The sequence below is a fragment of the Methylomonas sp. EFPC3 genome, assembly GCF_029643245.1.
GTDB classification, from domain to species: Bacteria; Pseudomonadota; Gammaproteobacteria; order Methylococcales; family Methylomonadaceae; genus Methylomonas; species Methylomonas koyamae_B.
This window is the reverse complement of record NZ_CP116398.1, coordinates 4077147-4101443: the sequence shown is the minus strand read 5'-3', so window position 1 is coordinate 4101443 and position 24297 is coordinate 4077147. Positions and strand designations below refer to the sequence as shown.

26 protein-coding genes are annotated in these 24297 nt (G+C 57.9%); 16 read left to right on the top strand and 10 right to left on the bottom strand.

The window, feature by feature from the left end:
* From PL263_RS18635 to PL263_RS18585, 11 genes are all read left to right on the top strand, one after another.
* Window positions 1–1200 (top strand): phage tail sheath C-terminal domain-containing protein, encoded by a 1200-nt coding sequence (locus tag PL263_RS18635; RefSeq protein WP_278210799.1) that lies wholly within the window; start codon window positions 1–3, stop codon window positions 1198–1200.
* Between the two features lie 34 nt (window positions 1201–1234).
* Window positions 1235–1666: a phage tail protein gene (locus PL263_RS18630; RefSeq protein ID WP_140911676.1), complete on the top strand. Its 432-nt coding sequence runs from the start codon at window positions 1235–1237 to the stop codon at window positions 1664–1666.
* 12 nt (window positions 1667–1678) lie between these two features.
* Window positions 1679–2911 (top strand): hypothetical protein, encoded by a 1233-nt coding sequence (locus tag PL263_RS18625; protein WP_278210798.1) that lies wholly within the window; start codon window positions 1679–1681, stop codon window positions 2909–2911.
* On the top strand, window positions 2899–3666 hold the full coding sequence (locus PL263_RS18620) for a hypothetical protein (RefSeq protein WP_278210797.1): 768 nt from the start codon (window positions 2899–2901) through the stop codon (window positions 3664–3666). The genes PL263_RS18625 and PL263_RS18620 overlap by 13 nt, the downstream gene beginning before the upstream one ends.
* A gap of 2 nt (window positions 3667–3668) precedes the next feature.
* Window positions 3669–5237 (top strand): phage baseplate assembly protein V, encoded by a 1569-nt coding sequence (locus PL263_RS18615; protein ID WP_278210796.1) that lies wholly within the window; start codon window positions 3669–3671, stop codon window positions 5235–5237.
* On the top strand, window positions 5234–5572 hold the full coding sequence (locus tag PL263_RS18610) for a hypothetical protein (RefSeq protein WP_278210795.1): 339 nt from the start codon (window positions 5234–5236) through the stop codon (window positions 5570–5572). Before PL263_RS18615 ends, PL263_RS18610 begins: the two co-directional genes overlap by 4 nt.
* On the top strand, window positions 5572–6000 hold the full coding sequence (locus PL263_RS18605; RefSeq protein WP_256610314.1) for a GPW/gp25 family protein: 429 nt from the start codon (window positions 5572–5574) through the stop codon (window positions 5998–6000). The genes PL263_RS18610 and PL263_RS18605 overlap by 1 nt, the downstream gene beginning before the upstream one ends.
* Before the next feature lie 2 nt (window positions 6001–6002).
* A complete protein-coding gene (locus PL263_RS18600) occupies window positions 6003–8615 on the top strand; it encodes a baseplate J/gp47 family protein (RefSeq protein WP_278210794.1) in 2613 nt (870 codons plus the stop codon).
* On the top strand, window positions 8596–9144 hold the full coding sequence (locus PL263_RS18595; RefSeq protein WP_222101876.1) for a phage tail protein: 549 nt from the start codon (window positions 8596–8598) through the stop codon (window positions 9142–9144). Before PL263_RS18600 ends, PL263_RS18595 begins: the two co-directional genes overlap by 20 nt.
* A 101-nt stretch (window positions 9145–9245) precedes the next feature.
* Window positions 9246–10262, top strand: coding sequence for a PASTA domain-containing protein (locus tag PL263_RS18590; RefSeq protein ID WP_278210793.1), 1017 nt, complete (start codon window positions 9246–9248; stop codon window positions 10260–10262).
* Window positions 10263–10291: 29 nt separating this feature from the next.
* Window positions 10292–10876, top strand: a complete 585-nt coding sequence (locus tag PL263_RS18585) for a hypothetical protein (protein WP_278210792.1) — start codon at window positions 10292–10294, stop codon at window positions 10874–10876.
* A gap of 2 nt (window positions 10877–10878) precedes the next feature.
* Here PL263_RS18585 and PL263_RS18580 read toward each other — a convergent pair whose 3' ends face one another.
* The 6 genes from PL263_RS18580 to rpmH form a co-directional block, all read right to left on the bottom strand.
* Complete coding sequence (locus tag PL263_RS18580) at window positions 10879–11589, bottom strand: hypothetical protein (protein WP_278210791.1); 711 nt, start codon at window positions 11587–11589, stop codon at window positions 10879–10881.
* A 314-nt stretch (window positions 11590–11903) separates the two neighbouring features.
* The gene (gene mnmE / locus PL263_RS18575; RefSeq protein WP_278210790.1) at window positions 11904–13244 is read right to left on the bottom strand and encodes a tRNA uridine-5-carboxymethylaminomethyl(34) synthesis GTPase MnmE; all 1341 of its coding nucleotides are present in this window, start codon (window positions 13242–13244) and stop codon (window positions 11904–11906) included.
* On the bottom strand, window positions 13244–14974 hold the full coding sequence (gene yidC, locus PL263_RS18570) for a membrane protein insertase YidC (RefSeq protein WP_278210789.1): 1731 nt from the start codon (window positions 14972–14974) through the stop codon (window positions 13244–13246). The genes mnmE and yidC overlap by 1 nt, the downstream gene beginning before the upstream one ends.
* A 2-nt stretch (window positions 14975–14976) precedes the next feature.
* On the bottom strand, window positions 14977–15201 hold the full coding sequence (yidD, locus tag PL263_RS18565; RefSeq protein WP_140911664.1) for a membrane protein insertion efficiency factor YidD: 225 nt from the start codon (window positions 15199–15201) through the stop codon (window positions 14977–14979).
* Window positions 15183–15551: a ribonuclease P protein component gene (rnpA, locus tag PL263_RS18560; RefSeq protein ID WP_278210787.1), complete on the bottom strand. Its 369-nt coding sequence runs from the start codon at window positions 15549–15551 to the stop codon at window positions 15183–15185. Before rnpA ends, yidD begins: the two co-directional genes overlap by 19 nt.
* The gene (gene rpmH, locus PL263_RS18555) at window positions 15552–15686 is read right to left on the bottom strand and encodes a 50S ribosomal protein L34 (RefSeq protein ID WP_054763660.1); all 135 of its coding nucleotides are present in this window, start codon (window positions 15684–15686) and stop codon (window positions 15552–15554) included. It lies immediately after the preceding gene.
* A 156-nt stretch (window positions 15687–15842) separates the two neighbouring features.
* On the opposite strand from rpmH, the gene PL263_RS18550 reads away from it, so the two are divergent.
* From PL263_RS18550 to PL263_RS18530, 5 genes are all read left to right on the top strand, one after another.
* Window positions 15843–16235, top strand: a complete 393-nt coding sequence (locus PL263_RS18550) for a hypothetical protein (protein WP_140911662.1) — start codon at window positions 15843–15845, stop codon at window positions 16233–16235.
* A 55-nt stretch (window positions 16236–16290) separates the two neighbouring features.
* Window positions 16291–17301: an inorganic phosphate transporter gene (locus PL263_RS18545; RefSeq protein WP_278210785.1), complete on the top strand. Its 1011-nt coding sequence runs from the start codon at window positions 16291–16293 to the stop codon at window positions 17299–17301.
* Window positions 17302–17307: 6 nt separating this feature from the next.
* Complete coding sequence (locus tag PL263_RS18540) at window positions 17308–17949, top strand: DUF47 family protein (protein WP_278210783.1); 642 nt, start codon at window positions 17308–17310, stop codon at window positions 17947–17949.
* A 203-nt stretch (window positions 17950–18152) separates the two neighbouring features.
* Entirely contained in the window at window positions 18153–18731 is a 579-nt protein-coding gene (locus tag PL263_RS18535; protein WP_278210781.1) for a glutathione S-transferase N-terminal domain-containing protein, read from the top strand.
* Window positions 18728–19111: a ClpXP protease specificity-enhancing factor gene (locus PL263_RS18530; RefSeq protein ID WP_140911659.1), complete on the top strand. Its 384-nt coding sequence runs from the start codon at window positions 18728–18730 to the stop codon at window positions 19109–19111. Before PL263_RS18535 ends, PL263_RS18530 begins: the two co-directional genes overlap by 4 nt.
* Before the next feature lie 401 nt (window positions 19112–19512).
* Here PL263_RS18530 and PL263_RS18525 read toward each other — a convergent pair whose 3' ends face one another.
* From PL263_RS18525 to PL263_RS18510, 4 genes are read right to left on the bottom strand one after another with little or no spacing between them, the layout of a single operon-like run.
* On the bottom strand, window positions 19513–20367 hold the full coding sequence (locus PL263_RS18525) for an IS3 family transposase (protein ID WP_278212847.1): 855 nt from the start codon (window positions 20365–20367) through the stop codon (window positions 19513–19515).
* Window positions 20368–20378: 11 nt separating this feature from the next.
* Window positions 20379–20693, bottom strand: coding sequence for a transposase (locus PL263_RS18520; protein WP_278209330.1), 315 nt, complete (start codon window positions 20691–20693; stop codon window positions 20379–20381).
* A 51-nt stretch (window positions 20694–20744) separates the two neighbouring features.
* Entirely contained in the window at window positions 20745–21179 is a 435-nt protein-coding gene (locus PL263_RS18515) for a hypothetical protein (RefSeq protein WP_278210779.1), read from the bottom strand.
* Window positions 21180–21191: 12 nt separating this feature from the next.
* Complete coding sequence (locus tag PL263_RS18510) at window positions 21192–24278, bottom strand: type I restriction endonuclease (protein ID WP_278210778.1); 3087 nt, start codon at window positions 24276–24278, stop codon at window positions 21192–21194.
* Window positions 24279–24297 lie beyond the last annotated feature (19 nt).

The window sequence follows — 24297 nt, the reverse complement described above, 5'->3', positions numbered from 1 at the left end:
ATGGCTACCTATCTGACACCGGGCGTTTATATCGAAGAGCTCTCGACCGGATCGAATTCTATCGAAATGGTGGGATCCGAAGTCGCCGCATTCTTGGGCGTAGCACCCGCCGCGAATAAACATCTAAACGAAGCCTTCGCCTGCAACAACTGGCAACAATTCGTCCGCGAATTCACGGCCGAGGACAGCGAAAGTACCGATCTGGCCCGATCGGTATACGCCTTTTTCTGTAACGGCGGCTCGCGCTGTTATGTGGTCAATGTCGGCAAAGGTGGCTCGGTGGTCGGCGATGCCCGCAAACGCACCGGCCTGTATTGTCTGGAACCGATCGACGAAATCGCCATCGTCGCCGCACCGGGCTATACCGACAAAACCACGCAGGAAGCCCTGAAAACCTTCTGCGAGAATCGGCAGGACGTGGTGGCGATCCTTGATGCCTCGCGCGACGCCGAAAAGAATATCGACGCGCTGAAACAGATCGGCAGCGAAGAAGCCAGCGACGCCACGGCCAAACCGGCCGATGCGCCGGCCGTGAAAGGCTTGTTGCCGAGCGGCTCCGACCGCGGCTTCACCGCGCTCTACTTCCCCTGGGTAGTCGCCGCCGACCCGCTGAATCCCATTCAGAAAGTGGCGACGCCGCCGTCCGGCTTCATGGCCGGGATCTATGCCAAAACCGACGTCCACAAAGCGCCGGCCAACCAAGTGCTGAACGGCGCGCTGGGTTTGACCTACATGCTGACCCACCAGGAACAAGGCGAATTGAACCGGCTCGGCGTCAATTGCATCCGCTCGTTTCCGACTTCCGGCATCCGGGTCTGGGGCGCCCGCACGTTGAGTTCGCGCAGCGAATGGCGCTACGTCAACGTCCGCCGCTTGTTCAACTCGGTCGAAGAATCCCTGGCCAAAGGCACGCTGTGGACCGTGTTCGAACCCAACGAACGCATTCTGTGGAACTCGGTGGTGCGCAACGTCTCGGCTTTTCTGACCCGATTGTGGCGTAGCGGCGCCTTGAAGGGCGCAACGCCGGAGCAGGCCTTCTTCGTCAAATGCGACGCGGAAACCAATCCGCAGGAAGTCATCGACGCCGGCCAACTGATCATCGAAATCGGCATCGCGCCGGTGAAACCGGCCGAATTCATCATCTTCCGCATCGGGCAATGGGCCGGCGCGACGCCGGTAGAACCGCAAAACGCGGCATAGATCAATCAGCGACCAAGCAACCAGGAGAACGACCATGGCAGAAGCGGAAATTTACCGAAATTACAATTTCATCCTCGAATGGGGCGGCCAGAACGGCGCCTATTTCACCGAAATCGACGGCCTCAGCATCGACGTCGAGACCATCGATTACCGGGAAGGCGGCGCCGCACCGGCGGTACGCAAACTGGAAGGCCGGGTTGCCTACGGCAACGTGGTGTTGCGTTGGGGCGTTTCCGACAATAAAGACGTCTGGAATTGGTTGATGCAATCGACGCGCGGCAAGGCCGACCGCCGGGAAATATCGATCATTTTGCTGAAGCCTTACGGCCAGGCCGAGGAAGCCACCCGCTGGAACCTGCACAACGCCTGGCCCTGCAAATGGAAAGGCGCCCGGCTGGAATCGTTGGGCCAGGGCGTGGCGATCCAGACGCTGGAAATAGCCCACGAAGGCCTGGAACAACGCTAAGCGGGAACGACGATGGGACGCACGCTGCTGATTGGCCTGGGACGCTGGCTGCAAAGCTGGGGCAATCGTTTAGTCGAGCGCTACCAGACCGTCAATCCGGCCGGCGACCTTGCCGAAGCAGAGGATGGGGCAGCGCCTGTAGCAGGCTCATCCGCCAGGGTACCGCCGCCGCACTGGGTGGCTTTGGTCCAAGCCGAGGCGCCTTGGCTGCTGGAAGACTACGTTTGGCCGGAGACCGGGGCTTATCGAACCGCGACCGAGCCAAGCGCCGCGACCCGCACCGGCCGCCCAGGAAACGAACCGGAGCCGAGCCGCCGAGCGCCCGCCGCCCAAGCTCGAGCAGCGAATACGCCGGCGCCGGCAGTAGCCGCCTCGCCGTTAGCCGGCGGTCAACCCGTGCCGGAAACCACTACCGCGAGGCACCACAGCCAAGCCCAGCCAGTGCCCTCGCCTGCCAAGCTCTGGCTGCGCCGTAACAGTAAGGTCAAGCCGACACTCCCCGACCAAACCAGCAACACCCAGCAGTCCGCACGGCCCAGTGCAACTATCGAACCCAGCGTTGGCCCCTCCCGGCGAGCTGAAACACCGCGCACCGACCCGCCGGCCCGAGCCACGCCGATTTCAACCGAAATGGGTTCGGCAAAGCCCGCGTCGGCTGCCGCGACTCGGCGCCGGATCGAAAACCACCCGGCGCCTGCGGCTGCATACCGCAAGCAACAGCAAACAGCTCGTCATCGGTTCGAAGTGAAACCAGCGCCGCGGCCTGCCACGATCGAATCGGAATCGGCGCCGCGTGCCCGGCAATTTGCCGGCCAAACTGAAGCGGACCGGCAAAATCCGCCGGCCGCTAGCCGGCGTCTGATTGCGCTGGCTCAAGTACCGGCAAGGCCGCAGCAAACCGCCCCGATCCAGGGCAACGCCACCCGCTCGGCCGACCCGATCGCAGTTTCCCACAACAGGCCGCCCGCAACCCAGCCGTTGCTTGGCGCGGTTCCGGCCAAGCCGACGCTACCAACCGAATCGCAGCCGGCCAAACCGGAAAACTGGCAGCGGCAAAACTGGCCGCAATTGCCCGACGAATCGGCGGACCAATTCGCGCAGCGCTGCCAACGCTGGCCGGAACTGCCTGATCAATTTTTAGAAAACAGCTTACAAACCCAGCCTCCCAGGGAGCCGATGGCTCGCGAACTGGAGCGTAACCGCCGGCTGGCACAGGAACATCGGGGGTTGGCATGGAACGAGTAGCCTTCGTGCTGGAACAGAGCGGCGAACAATTACGCTGCCTGTTGAACCCGGAAACGCTGGTGATGCGCCGCAAGGCCGGCATCCAGCCCCGGCAGTCCTCGGCCGCAATCCTGACCGGCCACGGTCTGGCCGACGATTGCTATATCCAGACCGGCGGCGGCACCACCATTTTGGAGCTGGATCTGCTGTTTGATGTCAATATCGCCGGCTCGTCGATCGGCAGCGAGGACGTGCGCGACCTGACCCGGCCGTTCTGGAATCTGGCCGAGAACAACGCCAAAACCGGCGGCGGCGGCCAAGTCCCGGTCTGCCGTTTCGTCTGGGGCAAAAGCTGGAACATTCCCGGCGTCGTCACCGCCGTCGCCGAACGACTGGAACATTTCAACCAGGACGGCGTCCCTCAGCGTTCCTGGCTGCGGATGCGGCTGCTGCGGGTCAACGAACCGCCGATGCCGACCGACGCCGATTTTCCCGAAGCGATGGCTATCGAAAATTTCACTTACCCCGGTAACGCGCCGCTCCCGGCCGGCGGTTTGCAACACATGATTGCCGCAGCCGAAACCGAACTGGCGGAGGCCGATACTGCCGCCGACAATAGCAGCAGCGATCGCCCCGACCTGTTGTCGTTCCAATATCTCGGCGATCCGGGCCGCTGGCGGGAGTTGTTTGCCAACACCGTCGTTGCCGACCCGTTAAACATTGCCTCCGGGACCGTGCTGGAAATCGGCCCGGCCGCCCCCGCCGCCGAGCCATAGCCATGGAAGCGCTGCTAAACCCGCCGCAACTGCAGATCGAATTGGCCGGCAAGCCGTTGTCTGCCGGCGACGCCCAATATCTGACCGAACTGCAAGTCAGCGAACGCCTGTCCTTGCCCAGCCAATGCGAGCTGGCATTTCAGGGCCTGCCGGATTTGCTCGGCGAGCTGGCCTCGGTCGCGGACGGCGCCGAGTTGATTGTTCGGACCGGTCCCGACCGCTGCCTGTTTCAAGGCAAGGTCAGCGCACTGGAATACGAATTCGCGCCGGGCAACAACCTAAGCTTGCGCATCCGCGCTTACGACCGGCTACACAGCTTGCGCCAGCGCCAGGCACCGCGCTCCTATGTCGATTTGACCGTCACCGAATTGGCCGCGACCTTGGTCGGCGATCTGGATATCGCGGTCGCAGCCGACGAAACCGGACCGATCTGGCGGCTGATCATGCAACACGAGCAATCCGATCTGGAATTGCTGACCGAATTCGCGGAACGCGCCGGTCTGTATTTCCATTTGCGCGATTCGGTGTTGCAGTTCGCCAGTCTGGCCGGCCGCCCCGGCAACGCGGTGTTAACCCTGGGCGAAAATCTGTTCGAAGCCAGAATCGAAGCCAATAGCGGCAAAAGCCGGCAAGCAGTGACCAATCTGGCCTGGGACCCGTGGCAGGCCGCCGCCCGCCGCGGCCGGGCCGATACCGCCCGCTGCGGCCGCCGCTTGGCCGCCGACGCCGCTTTTCACGCCGATTCGGCGCCGGAATTCACTTCGACCGACGACAGCGTGCAGGACGACAACCAGGCCGAAGCTTACGCCCAGGCGCAACTGGACCACAGGACCGCCGCCGAAACCGTGTTTTGGGGCATCGCCGCCGGTAATCCCGAGCTGATGCCCGGAGTGGCAGTCAAGCTCGACGGCTTGCCCGGACCGGTAAACGGCCAGTACGTACTCAGCACGGTGACCCACCGCTTCGATAGCCGCCAGGGCTACGTCTGCGAACTGGATTCCGCACCGCCGCCGCTGCGGCCGCGCAAACGCGCCTCGTTGGCTACGGTCGGCGTCGTCACCAGGGTCGACGATCCGGACGGCCTGGGCCGGGTCAAGGCCATGCTGCCCTCTTACGGCGAACTGGAAACCGACTGGATCGAAGTCGCCTGTGCCGGCGCCGGCAAAGGCAAAGGTCTGCTGCTGCTGCCGAATCTGGGCGATAAAGTGCTGTTGGCACTGATCCGGGAAGACCCGGCCCAGGCCATCGTCATCGGCGGCTTGTACGGCGACAGCCCGCTGCCGGACGACGCCGTGGTCGATGCTGACATCGGCCGCTATTTTCTGGCCACGCCGGGCGGCCAACGCATCAGCCTGGACGACTCCGAGCGCTCGATCCGGCTGCAAACCCAATCCGGCCAACAGGTGGAACTGCAGCCGGACAAGATCCGCCTGCAACTGGATTCCGGCAGTTTTTTCGAACTGGCCGATAACGGCACCCGGCTGCACGCCGAGGCCGATCTGGAGATCGAGGCGCCGGGCCGCACCATCACGATTCGCGGCCGGGCCATTAATTTCGAGCAGAAATCATGAAACTGTTAACCGAAGACGCCACGCTGGTTTGCGCCCACGAGCTGGGTTTGGTCGGTATTGTCCCGACCCAGTCGTTTGTCACCGTCAACGGCCGCCGCCTGTTGGTCGAGACCAATCCGGAGCAACGGCCGATCGTCGGCTGTCCGAACGCCGGCCCGGCGATCAAACCCTGTACCTCGACCTTGGCGGTGAAGCACGGTTATTCGAGCTGGATCAGAATCGGCGGCAAACGGGTTTGCCTGGACAGTGTGACCGGCCTGACCGACGGCACCCCGCCCGGCACCGTGCTGTATAAAGTACGCCAGCCGGGCCAATATTTTGTGGAGGAACGCTAATGCCCAGCACAGCCAGATTCCGGGCCTGGAGTTTTGCCCACCCCGATTTTCTGCATCCCGACGCGCCGGCCGGTCTGGAAATCTCGGCCGGCGGCGGCATCCGCATGGTCAGCGAGGATTTGTCGGTACGTCAGGCGATCCTGATGCTGTTGACCACGGTGCCCGGCGAGCGGGTCATGCGTCCCGACTACGGTTGCAGTCTGGACAAGCTGGCCTTCATGCCCAACGACGCCACCACCCACGGCCTGGCGATCCATTTCGTGCGCCAGGCCCTGGAACGCTGGGAACGGCGCATCGAAATCCTGAAACTGGACGCCGGCAGCAATCCGGACGACCCGACCCGAATCGACATTGTTCTGGATTACCGGGTGCGGCGGACGCTAGGCCGCGACCAACTACTATTTGGCTACCCACTCGTGGCAGGTTAATCATGACTTACTTGACGCCGCCCAACCTCGACGACCGCCGCTTCGCCGATTTGCTACAGGAAGCCCGCGACCGCATTCGCCAGCAATGCCCGGAATGGACCGATCTGAGTCCGAGCGATCCGGGCATGGTGCTGCTGGAAGCCTTTGCCCATCTGACCGAAGTGATGATCTACCGCTTGAACCGCTTGCCGGAAAAAGCCTATATCGAGTTCCTGAACCTGATCGGCGTGCGCTTGCAACCGCCCGCCGCCGCGGTCACCAATTTGGTGTTTTCGATTCCGAAACCATTGGGCCACGCCGTGGAAATCCCGAAAGGCGTAAGGGTGACCTTGGGTCGCGCCGGCTCGGGGCGGGAACCGCCGATCTTCACCACCAGCGAGGCGGTAACGATTCCGGCCGGCAGTACCAGCGCCGAAAGCATTGCCTACCACTGCGACTGGGTGCGCGGCGAACTGGCCGGCAAGAGCAACGGCCAACCGGGATTTTTCGTCAACGCCAAACGGCCGCCCATCGTCGCGCCGAACCGCGACGGCCTGGATTTGGTGGTGGGGGTGGAGGCCGGAGCGGACGAAATCGAAGACCATACCTCGGCGCTGGAGTACGAAGGTAAGTCCTACATCGTCTGGCGCGAAGCCGAGAACTTCGCCAATCCGGGTTCGGACGGCAGAATCTATCTGGTCGACCGCCTGACCGGGAAAATCGTGTTTACCCCGGCGCTGCGGCTGCCCGATCCGGCCGGCGGCATGACGCCGTTGCAAACCCTGGCGCAAATCCCGGCGGCCGGCCGCGAAATCCGGCTTTGGTACCGGCGCGGCGGCGGCGCGGAAGGCAATCTGGCGGCAAATACGCTGAACACATTGAAAGATCCGCTCGTCGGCGTTGCGGTGACCAACCCGGAACCGGCCGCCGGCGGCAAAGCCGCCGAAACCCTGGAAAACGCGCTGATCCGCGGCCCGCAGCAAATCCACTCGCTGGAACGAGTGGTCACGGCCCGCGATTACGCGCTGTTGGCGGTGCATTGCTCCGGTGCCGCCAACCGCGCCAAGGCCTTTACCCGGGCCGACATCTGGAGCCACGCCAGACCCGGTACCGTCGAAGTCCTGATCGTGCCCAACCTGCCGGCGCCGGACGATTACAACGCCCCGTTGACTGCCGAACAACTCTACGCTTTGGAAAGCGAAGAAGCCCGGCTGCGGATTGAAAACGCGCTGGCGGAACGCCGGCCGCTGGGTACCGAATGCCAGGTCAGTTGGGCGCGCTACAAAAACGTCACGGTGCGGGCGCAGATCGTCACCCACCGCGAAGAAGACCTGCTGCAATTGAAACAGCGCTTGTTACGCAAACTCTACCGCGGCATCAATCCGATCGAAGCCAACTCGGCGCAACCCTGGCCGTTCGGCCAACCGTTACGGGTGTTCGACGTCTACAAAATCCTCGGTGACGACCCCGGCGTCAAATCGGTCAACAATGTCCGGCTCTCGGTGCAACACGCCCCGAACGCCAATGTCGCCGCCCTGTGCGCCGACGCTTTCCAGAGCAAAACCTGGTACACGGCAACCCCGGCCGGGCTGTTCCGCTCCTCGAACGACGGCGACGGCTGGGAATTGATCGAGCGGTTTGCCGGCGAAAAAATCGACGCGATCAAGGCCTGGCCGAAACAGGCCGGCGCCGATCCGAAACATGCCGGCTTGCTGGCGATCAGCTCGCGCCTGCTCGACAGCGACGGCGTCAGCCGGGTCAGAGTCTCGCTCGACTGCGGCGAAAGCTGGCTGGATTACGCGCAAACCAATTTTCTGGTCGAAGACATGGCCTGGATCGAACGCGACGCCAAACTGGCGCTGTTGCTGGCCACCGAGAAAGGCCTGTTCGAACTCGGCGTGCCGTGGGACCCGGCGGCGGGCCCGAAACCGGTGCAGTTCGATGCCGAGGACAACGAAATCCCGTTATACGCGGTTGCGGTCGCGGCCGACGCCTCCGGCTTGGTCAGCGTCGCGCTGGCTGCCGGTAATAATCGCGGCATTTACCTGTCCAACAACGGCGGCCGTCCCGGCAGCTTCAGCGCCATCGGCTTGAAAGGCGAGCTGGTCCGGCTGCTTGCGGTGCAAAACCAGGGCGGACACAGTTATTTATGGGCCGGCATCGGCGCACCGGGCACCGACCCCGGCAAAGGCTGCTTCCGCTGGCGACTGACCGGCACCAGCGATAACAACGAGGGCTGGAAAGGCTTTCAGGCCGGCTGGCAAGCCGGCAGTTGCAACGGCCTCGCTTTCGTCGGCGAAGAGGTATTCGCCGCCAGCCAACGCCTGGGCGTATTGAGCCTGAACACCAATTCCGCCGCGCCCGCCTGGAAAGCGCCCGACGCCAAATGCGGCTTGCCGGTGCGCGATGTCGGCCGGTTCCAGGCCGTCGATGCGATTGCCGCCGCTCCGGCCGGCAAAGCGCTATTGCTGTGCGGCGGCGTCGAAGGGCTTTATCTGCGCGGCGCGGCCGGCGATTACCGCAATTGCTCGGCGGACAGGTTTCCGGACATCGTCACCGTGCCGTGCAATTGGTTGCTGTGTTCCGCCGCGCACGAACTCGAAGTGGTCAGCGAAGATGAAACGCCAAGCGATTGAACGCCTGCTGCCGGGCATATTCCAGCGCGGCCTGACACCGCAATCGCCGCTGTTCGCGATTCTGGAGATTATGGAAGCGCTACACGCGCCGGCCGAAGCGATTCTGGAAAACGTCGAAACCCGTTTCAACCCGTATCTGGCCGACGAGCGTTTCGTGCCGATGCTGGCGGCCTGGGTCGATCTGGACCGGCTGTCGCCCTTATCCGGCGCCGGCCGCCCGAACGGCGCGCCGCCGATTTCCACCGGCATCGAGCGCTTGCGCGAACTGATCGCGTCGGCCACCTTGCTGTCGAAGTGGCGCGGGACCGCCTACGGCCTGAAATTATTTTTACAAACCGCCACCGGCGACGCCGGTTTCGAGCTGAGAGAAAACGCCACGGCCGACGGTGCCGCCCGGCCGTTCCATTTGTGCGTGTTGGTGCCGGAACGGCTGCGGCCGCACCGCGGCTTGATCGAAAGAATAGTGGATCAGGAAAAGCCGGCTTACGCGACCAGCGAGGTTTGTTTTGTCGCCGATGGCGGAACTTGAACCCGCTATCCGGGCAACTCGGTCGAAGCGGCTGGTAGCGCCGACAGCGGCGACTAACAAGCCGGTATTCGTTTTATTTAACGTCACAGGAGATAACTACAATGACCGCAATCGTCAGTATCAAACAAGCGTCAGACAAGGTAAGTTGCGATAGCAACGGCAACGGCAATTGCAAGTTTTTCGTCACCAACGCCTACACTGACCGGCAATTGCTGCTCAAAGCCCGGGTTGTCACCGGTAGCGGCACCGAAGAAAAATGGATCTCGTCGATCCAGGCCGGCGCCAACGCCAAACCGACCAGCGGTGCGATCTCAAACGAATGGAAGCTGGCGCCGAGCGCCACCGAGGAAATATCGGTCAATTTTCAGGTCCCCAAATCGGTTGCTGACGGCAAATACGAATTCCACTTGCAGGTGTTCTCGGTGGATAGGCCGGACGATGACTTCAAGGACGGCGAACCGGTTTATCTGCAAATCCAGAACGCAGTGGCGCCGCCTCCCCCACCCAAACCATTCCCCTGGTGGATTCTGGTGTTGGCGTTGGTGGTGCTGTTAACCATAGGCGTCGCGGTTTGGTTGATGATGAAGCCCGACGACACCGGCCCGGTGGTCGAGAAAGCCAAAGTCCCCGACCTGAAAGGCATGATCTGGGACGAAGCCCAGCAACGGCTGAAGCAGGCCGGCTTGAGTAAATTCGAAACCAGCTTCAAATTCGATCCGAGCAAACGCGATCCGATCGTGCTGGATCAGTCTCCGTCTGCAGGTTCAGCGGCCGAAGCGGAAACGACAGTGTCGGTGGTGTTGAGCTTTCCAGGCATCGCCGTGCCGGACCTGAGAGGCAAAACGCTGCTCGCCGCCGCTCAAACCCTATCCAACAGCAATCTGGTGTTGGGAGAAGCCAACTCGCAACCCACTAACGCCCAGCCGGAACAAACAATCATCGAGCAAAGCCCTGCTCCCGGCCAAGCCGTGGATAAAGGTACTCCGATCAAGCTGACCGTGGCAACCACGCCGACCCGGCCGGTAATTATCTGGGACCGCGATTTGACCAAGTTGATGACCAGACAACAACAAATCTTCAAAGTCATGCCGCGCGGCATTGAACCGGCGGAACAGTAATCACGGATTGAAATTCGGAGATTCGATCGATGGAGCAAAACAAAGGCGTGATCATCGGCTTGGTTTTATTGCTATGCCTGTTTGCGCTGGCGTTGGCTTTGGGGTTCCGTCCCCGAGCCAACGACAAACCGGCCGACGCCCGCAGCCGAAACCAAGAGGCCTCGCGTTTAAGTAAGGATAGTTGGCTGAGTGCGATGGACGACCTGCTGGCGCCGCTGGCGCCGGCGATCAAGCCGGCCGAAATTCACCCGTTGGATAACCATTGCCGGCGCGACGGCGATTCATTGGCGCTCAGCGCCAATGAGTCCTGCCTGATCAAAATCGACCCGGCCAAAGCCGAACGCAGAACCTTGAACCTGCGCGGGTCCGACAATTACCAGTTGCTGATCCCGGTTGCCGCCGGGGAGGCTTGTCCGCAAAACTCGGCGCCGGTCCGGGTCCGGGTCAGATTCGAATTGAACGACGCCGATTCGAAGTGGGAAGAACCGCTATGTTGGAAACCGGCCCGCAATCCGCAGCATTTCAAAGCGCCGGTGCTGACCAAAGGCGCCAATTTGAGACTGAGCTGCGAAACCTGCGGCGATGGGCAAACCGCGCGCTTAACCTTGGAATAAGCTCAGGCCAGCGCCCGATCCACCCGCAAGGCCTTGACGATGGCCGGTAGCGAGCCGATCAGCAACACCAGGCTCCAGATCGCGCCCAGCACGCCGATCACCAGCGCCGCGATACAGTCGGTGATGCTGACCAGAAAACCCGGCACCAGCCCGTGCAGGAAAGTGACCAGGATATTCGCCAGCAAGGCCGTCAGCGTCAATAACACCAGCCCCTTGTTCTGCAGGAACTGCTGCTGGGCCGCCACCAAAAATCCGCAAAAGCCCAGCTTCAACAGCATGATCAGCGCCAGGGTGGAGGCCGCCGCGGCCTTGGCAAAATCGGCGAATCCGGCGAAATACAGCGCGGTGCCGAACGGCACCGCCAACAGCAACGACACCATGACCCCTAACAAGGCGATGGCGACCATAATCATGCCGATCGACGCGATCAGACTCATTAAGCCGACGATGAAAGTCACGATGCCTTGGATGCGGCCGTGGATGCGCTCCGGTACCAGCAGCGACACGCCGATCAAACCCACGGTGTACAGCAACAGCCCGTCGACCAGAGCCAGGTAGGGAATCCCCAAACCCGGACGCGGCAGATCGCCCGGACTTTTCTGGCCGCTCGGCACTGCGAAATCCAGAAACGAAGCGCCGATGTCGATCAAAAACGCCAGCGCCAACAGCACCAGCGCGACGGCAAAAAACGGCTTTCTCATGGTGTCCAACATAGCGGTACCTCGTTAGCGGCTGCGCCCATTCGCATAAGAGCGATACTACACCGAAATGGCCGAATTCGCCGACAGTGTTTAGTAGGCCCGACCGGGCGGGTATTGCGTAGCCGCTCTGTGGCGGTCGAGGGAAGGCAACTGAATTATTCGAGCGGATTTGAAAATTAGCGTCTAAATATGGGCCAAGTTTTCCAAGCCAGTTTTGTGGACGTGTGGATTCATAAAATAAACTTGAGTAACTTTGGCCTAGGGCCGAGCGACGGCGATATCCAGCTTTAATGGCTTCCAGGCCGAACAGACTGGAATTAAATCGATTACTTCCCGATACAAAAACTGGAAAAAATCTCGCCCAACAGGTCGTCGGAGGTGAATTCTCCGGTGATTGCGGACAAGCTGGTTTGGGCCTGGCGTAGTTCTTCGGCGACTAGTTCGTGGGCCTGGTGCTGCAATTGGTCGGCGGCGTTTTCTACGGCTTGGGCGGCCTGTTGTAGGGCTTGAATATGGCGGGCTCTGGCCACGTAAACGTTGTCCGCGCCTTCGCTGAAGCCCATGCTCAGCTTCAGATGGTTTTTCAACAAATCCAACCCCTGGCCTTGTTTGACCGACAGATGAATCTCGGTTCCTAGCGGGGTTTGTTCGATTCGAGCCTGGCCGCCGACCAAGTCGATTTTGTTGAACACTTTGGTGACGGCGATTCCGGCCGGCAAATCGGCATCGCTGCCAGTACAGTCGGTGTCGCTGCTGTCGATCAACAACAACACCCGATCCGCCCTGGCGATTTCCTGGTGGGCGCGGCGAATGCCCTCCTGCTCGACCGGATTGTCGCTGTCGCGCAGACCCGCGGTATCGATCACGTGCAGCGGCATGCCGTCCAGTTGAATCCGCTCGCGTAACACGTCGCGGGTGGTGCCGGCGATGTCGGTGACGATGGCCGCATCGTGGCCAGCCAAAGCATTCAATAAACTGGACTTGCCGGCGTTGGGTTTACCGGCCAAGACCACGGTCATGCCGTCGTGCAACAGCCGGCCCTGTTCGGCGCTACGGCGGATTTCGCCGATCTGTGCTTGCAGGCGCGCGATCCGGCCGGCGACGACGCCGTCGCCGAGAAAATCGATTTCTTCGTCGACGAAATCGATCGCGGCTTCGATAAACACGCGCAGTTCGATCAATTCGTCGATCAACTGGTTAATTTTTTCGGAAAACACGCCCTGCAACGATCGCTGAGCCGAGCGCACGGCCTGTTCGGTGCTGCTGCTGATCAAATCGGCAATCGCTTCGGCCTGGGCCAGATCGATTTTGTCGTTCAAAAAGGCGCGGCGACTGAACTCTCCCGGCTCGGCTAATCTGGCGCCCAACGCTAATACCCGGCGCAACAGCATATCCAACACGACGCTGCCGCCGTGGCCTTGCAGTTCGACGACGTCTTCACCGGTAAAAGAAGCGGGGGCGCGGAAATACAGCAGCAGTCCGCTGTCGATGGCGCGGCCGTCGGCTTCCAGGAAAGATACGAATTGGGCGAAACGGGGTTTGGGGAGTGGTTTGCCGGTCAGGTTACCGGCGATGCCGGGCGCGGCGGGCCCGGAAATGCGGATCACGCCGACGCCGCCGTTACCCGGCGGCGTGGCGATGGCGGCTATGGTGTCGCCGTCAAGCATTAAGGGACAACACTATGCTTGTGGGCATCCTCTTCAAGCACGTGCTTGGTGATGTACCACTGCTGGATGATCGACAAGCTGTTATTGCAAATCCAGTACAGTACCAAACCGGACGGGAAGAACAGGAAGAACACGGTGAACACGATCGGGAACATTTTCATGACCTGCGCTTGCAGCGGATCGATCGGCGCCGGGTTCAGGCTTTGCTGGATCTTCATCGTGATGCCGTACAAAATCGGCAACAGGTAGAACGGGTCTTGCGCCGACAAATCCTGAATCCACAGGGCAAAGTCGGCCTGGCGCACTTCGACGGTTTCGATCAATACCCAGTACAGCGAAATGAACACCGGAATCTGCACCAGGATCGGTAAACAGCCGCCGAGCGGGTTGACCTTCTCCTTTTTGTACATCGCCATCATTTCGGTATTGAACTTCTGGCGGTCGTCGGCGTAACGCTCTTGCAAGTCTTTCAGCCGCGGCTGAATCTTGCGCATTTTTGCCATCGACTGGAAGCTGGCTTTGGACAGTTTGAAGAACAAGGCCTTGATGACGAAGGTCACGCCCAAAATCGCCACACCCCAGTTGCCGACGAAACCGTAGATCTGGTTAAGCAACCAATAAATACCTTTGGCAATCGGCGTCAACCAGCTGTAATCGACGGTCAATTCCAGGCCGGGAGCCAAAGCTTCCATCACCGGCTGGATTTTCGGGCCGGCAAACAATTGGCTGGTGAACGCAGCTTCACCGTTGGCGGGCACGCTTAAATCCGGCGACAGGGAACCGACTTGATAGCGGGTATCCTCTAAATCGTTGGTGTAAAACTGGGCGTCCTGGTCGGCGGGCGGAATCCAGGCTGCGGCGAAATAGTGTTGGATCATGCCGCTCCAACCGCTTTTGCTGTGCACGTTATCTTTGGCCTTGACGTCGTATTTGTCGTCGGCCATGTCTTCGAATTTGATTTTTTGGAACTTGTCTTTCTCGGTGTAAACCACGCCGCCGGAGAAGGTTCTGATGAAGCTGTTGTTGCTTTTGTCGCTGTACAGCTTTCTTAGCAATTGGTTGTATTGTTTACCCGACCAATCCTGTGCCGAACGGTTGCTGACCTTCTGTTCCAGGCCGATCGCATAATTACCGCGTTTGAAGGTATAGGTTTTGGTGACGGTCAGGCCTTGCTGGTTGGTCCAGGTCAGCGGAATCCGCAATTCGTCCTGGCCTTCGGCCAATTGGTATTCGTTCTTTTCGGCACTGAACACGCTGCGGTGGTCCGGAGCCGCGGCGGAATTGGCATTGGCGATCAAGCCGCTTTGCGCCAGATAAAGGCTTTCCGGATTGCTGTCGAACAGGCGGATCGGGTTGAGATTTTTTTCCGGCGGGGTCATGCCGATCAGAGCATAGGCCTTGTCGACGACGGTGTTGACTTTTTCGTGGGGGTACTTGAGCAGATCGAGATTGCGTAATGTGCCGCCTTGGGTATCGATCTCCAGCTCGAAAACATCGGTTTTGACTTTGATGACTTTATCGGCAGGCGCTTGGACAACGGCTGGATTTGCGGGGTTTTGCCCGGCAGCGGCTGTCTGTCCGGATGAGGCGACCGTTGCGTCTCCAGCGATCACGGGCGTTTCGGAAATAATCGCTTGCGGCTTCGGGCCATAATCGATCTGCCAAGACTCCCACAACATGTAGGAGATCATCAACATCGCCATGACCAAGACAAATCTTATGTTATCCATTGTTATTTACTCAATTTTTCCGGAACAGGATCAATGCCGCCCTCGTGAAAAGGGTGGCATTTCAATAATCGGCGAAGCGTGAGGTAAGAGCCTTTGAAAGCACCATGCAGTTGGATTGCTTCTAAGCCATAACTTGAACAGCTGGGATAAAAACGGCATCTCGGCCCCAGCAAAGGACTTATGAAGTATTTGTAAAACTTGATCAGGGTTATGAGCAGGAATCGCATCGCTCTACCAGTTTTAGCCAATGCCTTTCCAATGACTTCCTCAATATGGGCGAGGCTGCGTTAGCCGCGTCGCCCCGCGCCAAAACTACAATATCTATGCCGACGATATGTTGCCGCTGTAATCTGAAACTTTCCCTGGCAGCCCTTTTTATGCGATTCCGTGCGACTGCTTTTTTTATCGTTTTTTTGGCGATCGCCAGGCCCAAACGCGAATGGGCCAGGCAATTGCTTACTGCCAATACCGTAAAATACCTGTCGGTCGATTTTACCGGGTTGGCGAATACTCTTTTATACTCAGCAGGCGTCCGTAGCCGATACTGATCGGGAAAGCCAAAACTTTCCGCCGACAATTAAACCGTCAACGAAGCGCGGCCTTTGGCTCTGCGCGCGTTAATCACTTTACGGCCGCCGACGGTAGCCATGCGAGCACGGAAACCGTGGGTTCTGACGCGCTTGATTTTGCTGGGTTGATATGTTCTTTTCATAAGGTACTGCCCTGATTGATAACGGATAAAAAGGCTGCGAATCATACGTGAAGCGGCGCGCAACTGTCAATTCGACTTACCCGATTCCAAATTGGTGCGAAATCGGCTAATCTCTGGCCCACTTCCGCCGAGTCGGACATATTCAGGAGAAATGACATGCAAAAACTATCGCTTAAATCGGTACTGACAACCGTATTGCTGGTTTCCGGCTGCGCGACGACGACAGGCTGGACGCCGACCGTGGACACCTACAACGACAGAAACGCTTACCGATTGAACCAGGACATGCAGGAATGTCAACAGTTGGCAGCGCAATCGGCAAGCACCTACAAGGATACCGCAATCGGCGCCGGCGTCGGCGGCCTGATTGGCGCAGCCGGCGGTGCGGCGATCGGCGCTGCAACCGGTAACGCCGCCAGAGGGGCAGCGGTCGGCGCAGCCGCAGGCGGTATCGGCGGCGCAGCCCAGCAAGGCATCCATTCCAACGACAGCTACAAGAACGCTTACCGCAACTGCTTGCGGCAGCGCGGCCACAACGTCATCAACTAATTAACCGGGCTTGCCACCTACATTGGAGGGCTTACTACCGCTTATCGTTGTTGCCGTGGGAATCGTACTGGTGTTCGACTATACCAACGGCTTCCACGACGCCTCCAATATCATTGCCGGAGTCATCGCTTCCCGGGCGATGACTCCACTTCAAGCCGTAATGGTCGTAGCCAGCTGCGAGTTTCTCGGACCGTTGCTGGGCGGCTCGGCCGTGGCCAACACGCTGGGCAGCATGATCGATCTTTCGCATATTCCCAAGCGCCAAGCCTTGCCCATCGTCATCTCCGGTGTGTTTGCCGCCGTGGCCTGGAACTTATTCACCTGGTGGCGCGGCTTGCCTTCGTCCTCGTCCCACGCGCTGGTGGGCGGACTGATAGGCGCGGTACTGGTTTCGGCCGGCACCGAACCGGTTTACTGGGGATTTGCGGAACTCCGCCGCGGGGAATTCGACGGTTTCAGTAAAGTCTTGCTCGCCTTGTGCTTGTCGCCGCTATTGGGCTTTGCAGCCGGTTTCGTGCTGCAGCGGCTGACCCTGTTTTTACTACGCGCAGCCCATCCCCGCATCAACAAACGCCTGCAACAAAGCCAATGGCTAACCGCCGCGTCACTGGCCTTCGCCCACGGCAGCAACGACGCTCAGAAAAGCATGGGCATTTTGACGCTGGTTCTACTGCTCGGCGGCGCTATCGACAGCTTTCGGGTGCCGATGTGGGTGATCTTGCTCTGTGCCGGCGCGATGACGGCTGGCACCCTGACCGGCGGTTGGCGCATCGTCCGCACCCTGGGGTTCTCGATCTACAAGATTCGGCCGATCCACGCTCTGAACTCGCAACTGAGCGCCTGCGGCGCCATATTCGCCGGCTCGTTCTGCGGCGCGCCGGTCTCCACCACTCACGTCGTCGCGGCGTCGATCATGGGCATAGGCGCCTCGGAGCGGCCGCGCACCGTGCACTGGGGTAAAGCCGGGGAGATACTGGAAACCTGGATCATCACCATTCCCGGCTCGGCACTGATCGCCAGCCTGAGTTATACCTTAATCAGCCATTTGCCCGCTTTGGGCCTGTGAACCGCGATGCCCAGCCCAAACACGTCTGCCATTTCACGCCTCCTGCAAAAGATTTTCCCGAAACCCGCGGATTTTTACCGGCTATTGCACGAGCAATGTCGGCAAGTTTGCGTCACGGTCGACAATCTGGCGCGGTTCATGGCCACCGAATGCATTGATGCCGGCGAGATGTTAAAAGAAGACGAGCACGAGGCGGACCGCCTGCGGATGCGCAATTTGCACGCGCTGAACAGTTCGTTTGCGACGCCGATGGACCGGGAAGATATTTACCGCGCCATAGCCTCGCTGGACAGTATCGTCACCTATTGCAAGAGTACTTACAACGAAATGCAGGCGCTGCAACTGGCGCCGGACCGGCATTCACTGGCCATGGTGCAGGAACTGCAAGTCGGCATCAATGCCCTGGAAAAGGGCTTTGCGGTGCTGGGCAAACAGCCTCGCGGCGCGGAACCGCATGCTTTCGCCGCTCGCCATTCCGAGCGGCGCATCGAAAAAATGTACCGTAAGGCCATCGCCGACTTATTCCAGGGCGACGACTATCTGAATATGTTCAAACAACGCGAGCTCTATCGGCACCTTTCCAACGCCGCCGACAAGGTTCACGCCACCGCCAACGTGCTGGAAGACATCATCGTCAAACTCGGCTGACCGCAGCCCGACAAATGCCGCCAAGCCAAGCTGAAACCGGCGAATTACGGCGCCTCCAGCCTCCGCCGCTCAACCCAAAAGCCCGATCATCCATGCTACAATCAGCCGCGATCCAATTCCGGTTTCTCCAAGAGGTTCAATTCGTGGCAAACATTTCCAGCCGAAAATCCGCAATGATTCTTTTCAGCTCGGCCAACTGCATAATGAGCCACTGCGCCAGGCTGGTGGTGCACGAAAAAGGCGTGCCGGCCGACATCGAATTTTTCGATCCGAACGACCCGCCGGAAGACTTGCTGGAACTGAACCCGAACGGCAACGCGCCTACTTTCGTCGAACGCGATCTGGTTCTATACGACGGCCGCATTATCATGGAATACCTCGACGAACGCTTCCCCCACCCCGCCCTGCACCAAATGGACCCGGTTTCCCGCGCCAACGCCAGAATGCTGATCAAACGCATCGACCAGGAATGGTACCCGTTGCTGGAGGAAGTCCAGGTCCACGGCGACAAGAAAGCCGCAAAAGCCAAAAAAATGCTGCGGGAAAGCCTGATTGCGGCGGCTCCGGTCTTCGAAGCCACACCTTATTTTATGAGCGAAGAATATTCGTTGATCGATTGCGCGATGGCTCCGTTTTTATGGCGGCTGCCGAGCATAGGTATCGACATCGCCGGGCTGGGCAAAGGCGTCACTGCCTACGCCAACCGCTTATTCGGCCGCAAAGCCTTTCAGGAAAGCTTGAGCCGCGAAGAAAAAGACATGATGCAACTCGCAAGCAAATGACCCCACTAAAACCCTATCTGATCCGCTCCATTTATGAATGGATTGTCGACAACAGCCTGACTCCGCACTTATTGGTCAACGCCGAATACCCTGGCGTCGTGCTACCGACCGATTTCGTTGAAGACGGTCGTATCGTATTGAACATCCGCCCGGAAGCCATTCAAGGCCTGCACCTCGGTAACGATGAGATCCAGTTCAATGCCCGCTTTGCCGGCAAAGCCATGCGTATAGTCGCCCCCTGCAAAGCCGTACTGGCGATTTACGCCAAGGAAAACGGCAAAGGTATGATATTCGACCCGGACGAAACCGACGACGAAACACCGCCAACACCCACAGAACCCAAACCGCCGCAAAAGCCGCAACTGCGCGTCGTAAAATAACGAGCCCGCCCGATCGATGACTTTGCTTTGACGGGCGTTGGCTGCGTACCGATCCTACGCCGCAACTTAGGCCGCCAGGCATATCTATCAAACCTCCGAGAGCTGCCTTTTCTGCTTCACTAAGATCTACAAAGAGACCTCAATCAGCTTGGCTCTCAATTGATCTTGCCCATTTGTTCAGCAAATTTTTTTGATGAACAACTTTTGCTTATCGGCGATTCGCCTTTGCGTCTTACTTGAACTTGCCAAGAACCGGTTGGTAACTTTCCGATAGCTGCCATAAGCGCTTTTCCTGTTCACTGAGAACGATTTGTGAACGAAAAACGCCTAAAAACAAAAAAGGCCTACAGTTTTTGCTGTAAGCCTTTGAATGTAATGGTCAACAAAAACCGGACACTTGTTTAGGCAGCGTCTCTCGAAAATTCCCGCTCGAATTCGATCGGGGATTGATAGCCCAATGTTGAATGCGATCGACGGCCGTTGTAAAAAGCCAAATAGTCGATCACGCTCAGTTTTGCCGCCTCTTGGGTTTTGAATTTTTCGTAGTTGAGCTGTTCATGCTTCAAGCTACGGAAAAAGCGTTCCGTCGGCGAATTGTCCCAGCAATTGCCTTTTCGGCTCATGCTTTGCTCCATGCGCATCACGGCCAGATGTTGGCGATATTCTCGACTCGCATACTGACTACCACGATCCGAGTGATGCAGCAGACCAGGTGGCGGTTTGCGACGCCAGAAGGCCATTTGTAATGCCTTGACACAGAGCGAGGTCCGCATGTGGTCGTCAATGGCCCAGCCCACCACTTGGCGGGAGAATAGATCGATAACGACCGCGACATACAGCCAGCCCTGTAACGTCCAGACATAGGTAATATCCGTGCTCCACACTTGATTTGGCTGAGCGACCTTGAATTGGCGATCCAGCCGATTTGGGGAGATGGCCTCGCTGTGGTTGCTGTCCGTGGTCACTTTAAATCGTTTGGGGTAGCGAACTTTTAACTTCAACTCCCGCATGATCCGCCGCGTTTTAAAGCGGCCGACGGCAAAACCCTGTTTCTGCAAGCGATCCGCTAAGCGACGCGAACCAAAGCACTGCTTGTTGTCGGTAAAGATTTGACACACTTTATCGGTAAGCTGTTGATCCTGCCGCTTTTTATCACTGCCTTGTGAGGCGGTGCACCATTCGTAGTAAGCACTAGTGCCAACGCCCATGACCCGACACAGTACGGTGACTGGATAGGTCTTCTGTTGCTCTCGAATAAACCCGTACTTTATTCGGTTTCTTTCGCAAAGAAGACTGCGGCCTTTTTTAAGATTTCGCGCTCCATTCGCAACTGTTCATTTTCCTTCCGTAAGCGGATCAATTCGTCACGGTCCCCCAGATTCAGACAAGACTTTTTTACCGCCGATTCGTTCGCCGAAGGCTTGCGTTCCGCTCGTACCCAGCGTCCTAGGGCGCTTTGCGATATGCCCAAATGATCGGCTGCCTGCTGTTGGCTGTAGCCTTTTTCCAGAACCAGTTTGGCGGCATCTTGTTTGAATTCCAGGCTGTATTTTGGCCGATTGTGTTTTTTGTCGTTACTCATGACCACCTCTGCTAACAGTATAAATTCTGCCTTTAGAAGTGTCCGGGGTTATTAGACCATTTCACTCGATATTTTGAGGTCAAAAAGATCATGGGCTTTGTACCCTAAGCTTTCGCGAATTCTCATACAGAGCCGGGTAAAAGCCAGAATTTCAGGCTCTCTTTCTAAAGTCGCCCCATGCTCCCAGAACTCAGTCAAAGCTTGCACTACTGATCTGTCCCCACAAATACAAATTCTAACCTTTGCATCATTGAGTAATGCCAATTCTTGGGGATCGTTCTCGGTATTGCCTAGCCGCCTTGCGGCGATTATCTTGGAAGCAGAATTTATAAAATCCGAATACGCTTTCAATTTCTGTTCGGTTAACTCTTCGCGCCGTTTGCGCCTGTCCGACAAAAAATGGGTAGCAAGCACACCAAGAAGCGCGCCAATCAGCGAAAGCAAGCCAGACGTTATTGCCGTCAAAAACGGGTAGGTCTCGAACATGGCAAATCCGGTCTAACCCTTGGTTTGAGGAATACTGTCAAAGATAACCTTAGACAAAACCGCAAACGCCGCATCTTCAAACGCTCTGTCGTCCATGTATCGCGTAACAATCTTGTCGTTCTCATTCATCCGTTGAATCATCAGATCTTCCAACACTTGGCGTAAACCTAGCTGAAATTTATCAAACGGATTCGCTTGCCGTAACCGAATCACCTCTGGCGAATTGGTCGCTTTTTCTCTGATTTGTTCGAAGAATAAGCGGTCTTCTTCGGTAAAGTTCGTACCAAAGCGGTTGTTTAATATCTCGATGATTTCCGACAGTGGGGCTTTTTCGTCCTTGGTTTTGCCGGTGCCAACATCGGTCGGGCTTTTTACCGTGTACTCGCCTTGCTCATCCGCCAGATCGATTGCGCCGGAAAACACCCGTTGCAGCCGGTAATATTGCAAATCGACTTCGTCGCCCAGCTTGACGTTGGTGTTATCTCGATCCAGCGGCAAATGCGGCAATAAAAAACGGCCAAAGCTATACAGCATTTCCAGATCAGGATCGGCATAAGGCATGATCTGGCTCAAAAAAGCATACACATTGACATAGCCGCTTAACTTGTCCCGAAACACAAAGCGCTGCTCTTCATCGCTTATCGCCTTGAACCGGTCCACTGCCGGTTGCAAATGGCGTTGCAAATGGGCGTGATCAGCCGGATTTTGCTTATTGGGTGATCGGTAGAAAATACGGGCAAACGCTTCCACTTCGTTCCAGTAATAAACCTGCATACTGTCCAAGTCATGCTTGACCTGTTCTAGCAAAGCCGGGTCGGACGTTTCCTGTAAGCTGGTGGCGTCGTAATAAGGTTTGAATGCGCGGTAAATGTCATCAGCTTCATTGACAAAATCCAGCACGAACGGCGCTTCCTTGCCCGGCAGCATGCGATTCAGGCGCGACAGGGTTTGCACCGCCTGCACGCCATCCAGGCGTTTATCGACATACATCGCCATCAACTTCGGCTGATCGAAACCGGTTTGGTACTTGTTAGCCACCAGTAGCACTTGATAATCGGGCGAATTAAAACGCTCCGGCAATTGCTTTTCGCCGATCGCTTTACCGGTCACGCTGTCGGTATTCATGCCTGGTTCAGTGTATTCCTGGCCGCTTTCAGGGTCGAGCACCGTACCGCTAAACGCTACCAAGGCCTGTACATCGTGGTAAGCGTGTTGCTCGATATAGGCCTGAAACGCCTGCATGTATTTGACGGCGTGCAGGCGTGAGCCGGTCACCACCATCGCCTTGGCTTGGCCTCCCAAATGATGTTTAACGTGGTTGCGAAAATGTTCGACGATGATTTCGATCTTTTGCGAAATATTGGTCGGATGCAGCACCAGGAATTTCGCCAAGGCCCGCGCTGCCTTTTTCTTGGGCAGGTTCGGGTCTTCCTCCATGGCCTTGACTAGCTTGAAATAGGTCTTGTAGGTCGTGTAGTTCTGCAACACGTCCAGAATAAAACCTTCCTCGATGGCTTGGCGCATGCTGTATAGATGAAAAGGTTCTGGCTTGCCGGTGTGGCCGACACGACCGAACAGCTCCAAGGTCTTGCCCTTCGGAGTGGCCGTGTAAGCAAAAAAGCTGATGTTGGGCTGACGGCCGCGCGAAGCCATGACCTGATTCAAACGGTCTTCAAAATCGATTTCGTCGTCTTCACCGTTGGCGGCAGTCGCCCCCAAAATCGACTTGAGTTCTCGGGCCGTTTCCCCGGTTTGCGACGAGTGCGCTTCATCGACGATCACCGCGTAACGACGCTTGGCTATCTCTTGCTCCCAGGCTTTGGCCTGCTTTTTGGCCATCTCATCCGCTGCGTCGATATTATCCGCGCCAGCGGCATGCAATAAGCCGCGCAACACAAACGGAAACTTCTGCAAGGTGGTAATCACGATATTGGTGCCATCAATCAGTGCCGCCGCTAATTGCTTGGAATCCTGATCAATGGCCTTGACCACCCCTTGCGCGTGTTCGATTTGATAAATCGCGTCCTGCAATTGCCTGTCCAGCACTTGCCGATCGGTAATCACAATCACGCAATCGAACACCTTGTGATCGTTGCCGTCATGCAAACTGGCCAAACGATGCGACAGCCAGGAAATTGAGTTAGTTTTGCCGCTACCGGCTGAATGCTGGATCAGATAATTCCGGCCGGGGCCTTCCACTTGTGCAGCAGCGACCAATCGCCGAGTGGCATCGAGCTGGTGATAGCGCGGAAAAATCACCGCTTCTTTTTGCATCAATCGGCTGCCGCCCTTGCCGTCGTCGACTTTCTCTTCCTTACGCTCGATAAAAATAAAATTACCGAGAATGTCCAGAAACTGCTCGCGCTCAAGGACTTCTTCCCAGAAATAACCGCTGCGGTAACCGGACGGATGCTGCGGGTTGCCCGCTCCGCAGACTACTTCGCCGGGATGGCTGCCACGATTAAACGGCAGGAAAAATGTCTTTTTGCCCGCCAGCCGAGTGGTCATATAAACTTCGTCCGGGTCGGCGGCAAAATGCACCAGCGCCCGTTGTTTGAATTCAAACAACGGCGCGCGCGGATTACGGTCGTTGCGGTATTGATTTACTGCATGCCGCCAGTTTTGCCCCGTCCAAGGGTTTTTTAGCTCGCAGCTTGCCACCGGTAAACCATTAACCGCAAACAACATGTCCAGCGTACTGTGGTCGCCCGGATGGCAAGGCACTTGCCGCGTCACTGTCAGCCGGTTTTGTTGATAATGCGCCAGCACTTCGGCATTCAGACCGTGCGCCGGTTTGAAATAGGCCAGCCGGAAGGTTTTGCCGTAAAACTTGAAGCCGTGGCGCAGTACATGCAACGAGCCTTTGATGGCTAGTTCCTTAACCAGCTCTTTGATTAACAGGGCTTGCAGATTAGCGCCATGCTGTTCGTGCATGCTGTCCCAAAGCGGCGTTTGGGTGGCGGCGATAAATTCGAAAATTTGTGAAGGAAATAAAGCCAGTTCCTTATCCCACTCCTTTACCGAACCGGCTTGCCAGCCTTTGGCCAGCAGCATTTGCTCGACATAACTTTCGAAGGCTTTTTCAGTGGTTTGGGCCATTCAGATGTCCTTATTGTTT

What these genes read in the sequence shown, in the direction of transcription:
- PL263_RS18585 (WP_278210792.1), top strand. Translation starts at nt 10,292, where the DNA reads ATGGAGCAAAACAAAGGCGTGATCATCGGCTTGGTTTTATTGCTATGC.
- yidD (WP_140911664.1), bottom strand. Translation starts at nt 15,201, where the DNA reads ATGCGATTCCTGCTCATAACCCTGATCAAGTTTTACAAATACTTCATA.
- PL263_RS18520 (WP_278209330.1), bottom strand. Translation starts at nt 20,693, where the DNA reads ATGAGTAACGACAAAAAACACAATCGGCCAAAATACAGCCTGGAATTC.
- PL263_RS18540 (WP_278210783.1), top strand. Translation starts at nt 17,308, where the DNA reads ATGCCCAGCCCAAACACGTCTGCCATTTCACGCCTCCTGCAAAAGATT.
- mnmE (WP_278210790.1), bottom strand. Translation starts at nt 13,244, where the DNA reads ATGCTTGACGGCGACACCATAGCCGCCATCGCCACGCCGCCGGGTAAC.
- rpmH (WP_054763660.1), bottom strand. Translation starts at nt 15,686, where the DNA reads ATGAAAAGAACATATCAACCCAGCAAAATCAAGCGCGTCAGAACCCAC.
- PL263_RS18510 (WP_278210778.1), bottom strand. Translation starts at nt 24,278, where the DNA reads ATGGCCCAAACCACTGAAAAAGCCTTCGAAAGTTATGTCGAGCAAATG.
- yidC (WP_278210789.1), bottom strand. Translation starts at nt 14,974, where the DNA reads ATGGATAACATAAGATTTGTCTTGGTCATGGCGATGTTGATGATCTCC.
- PL263_RS18530 (WP_140911659.1), top strand. Translation starts at nt 18,728, where the DNA reads ATGACCCCACTAAAACCCTATCTGATCCGCTCCATTTATGAATGGATT.
- PL263_RS18515 (WP_278210779.1), bottom strand. Translation starts at nt 21,179, where the DNA reads ATGTTCGAGACCTACCCGTTTTTGACGGCAATAACGTCTGGCTTGCTT.
- PL263_RS18605 (WP_256610314.1), top strand. Translation starts at nt 5,572, where the DNA reads ATGCCCAGCACAGCCAGATTCCGGGCCTGGAGTTTTGCCCACCCCGAT.
- PL263_RS18600 (WP_278210794.1), top strand. Translation starts at nt 6,003, where the DNA reads ATGACTTACTTGACGCCGCCCAACCTCGACGACCGCCGCTTCGCCGAT.
- PL263_RS18635 (WP_278210799.1), top strand. Translation starts at nt 1, where the DNA reads ATGGCTACCTATCTGACACCGGGCGTTTATATCGAAGAGCTCTCGACC.
- PL263_RS18590 (WP_278210793.1), top strand. Translation starts at nt 9,246, where the DNA reads ATGACCGCAATCGTCAGTATCAAACAAGCGTCAGACAAGGTAAGTTGC.
- PL263_RS18615 (WP_278210796.1), top strand. Translation starts at nt 3,669, where the DNA reads ATGGAAGCGCTGCTAAACCCGCCGCAACTGCAGATCGAATTGGCCGGC.
- PL263_RS18580 (WP_278210791.1), bottom strand. Translation starts at nt 11,589, where the DNA reads ATGTTGGACACCATGAGAAAGCCGTTTTTTGCCGTCGCGCTGGTGCTG.
- PL263_RS18610 (WP_278210795.1), top strand. Translation starts at nt 5,234, where the DNA reads ATGAAACTGTTAACCGAAGACGCCACGCTGGTTTGCGCCCACGAGCTG.
- PL263_RS18595 (WP_222101876.1), top strand. Translation starts at nt 8,596, where the DNA reads ATGAAACGCCAAGCGATTGAACGCCTGCTGCCGGGCATATTCCAGCGC.
- PL263_RS18630 (WP_140911676.1), top strand. Translation starts at nt 1,235, where the DNA reads ATGGCAGAAGCGGAAATTTACCGAAATTACAATTTCATCCTCGAATGG.
- PL263_RS18535 (WP_278210781.1), top strand. Translation starts at nt 18,153, where the DNA reads ATGAGCCACTGCGCCAGGCTGGTGGTGCACGAAAAAGGCGTGCCGGCC.
- PL263_RS18550 (WP_140911662.1), top strand. Translation starts at nt 15,843, where the DNA reads ATGCAAAAACTATCGCTTAAATCGGTACTGACAACCGTATTGCTGGTT.
- PL263_RS18620 (WP_278210797.1), top strand. Translation starts at nt 2,899, where the DNA reads ATGGAACGAGTAGCCTTCGTGCTGGAACAGAGCGGCGAACAATTACGC.
- PL263_RS18625 (WP_278210798.1), top strand. Translation starts at nt 1,679, where the DNA reads ATGGGACGCACGCTGCTGATTGGCCTGGGACGCTGGCTGCAAAGCTGG.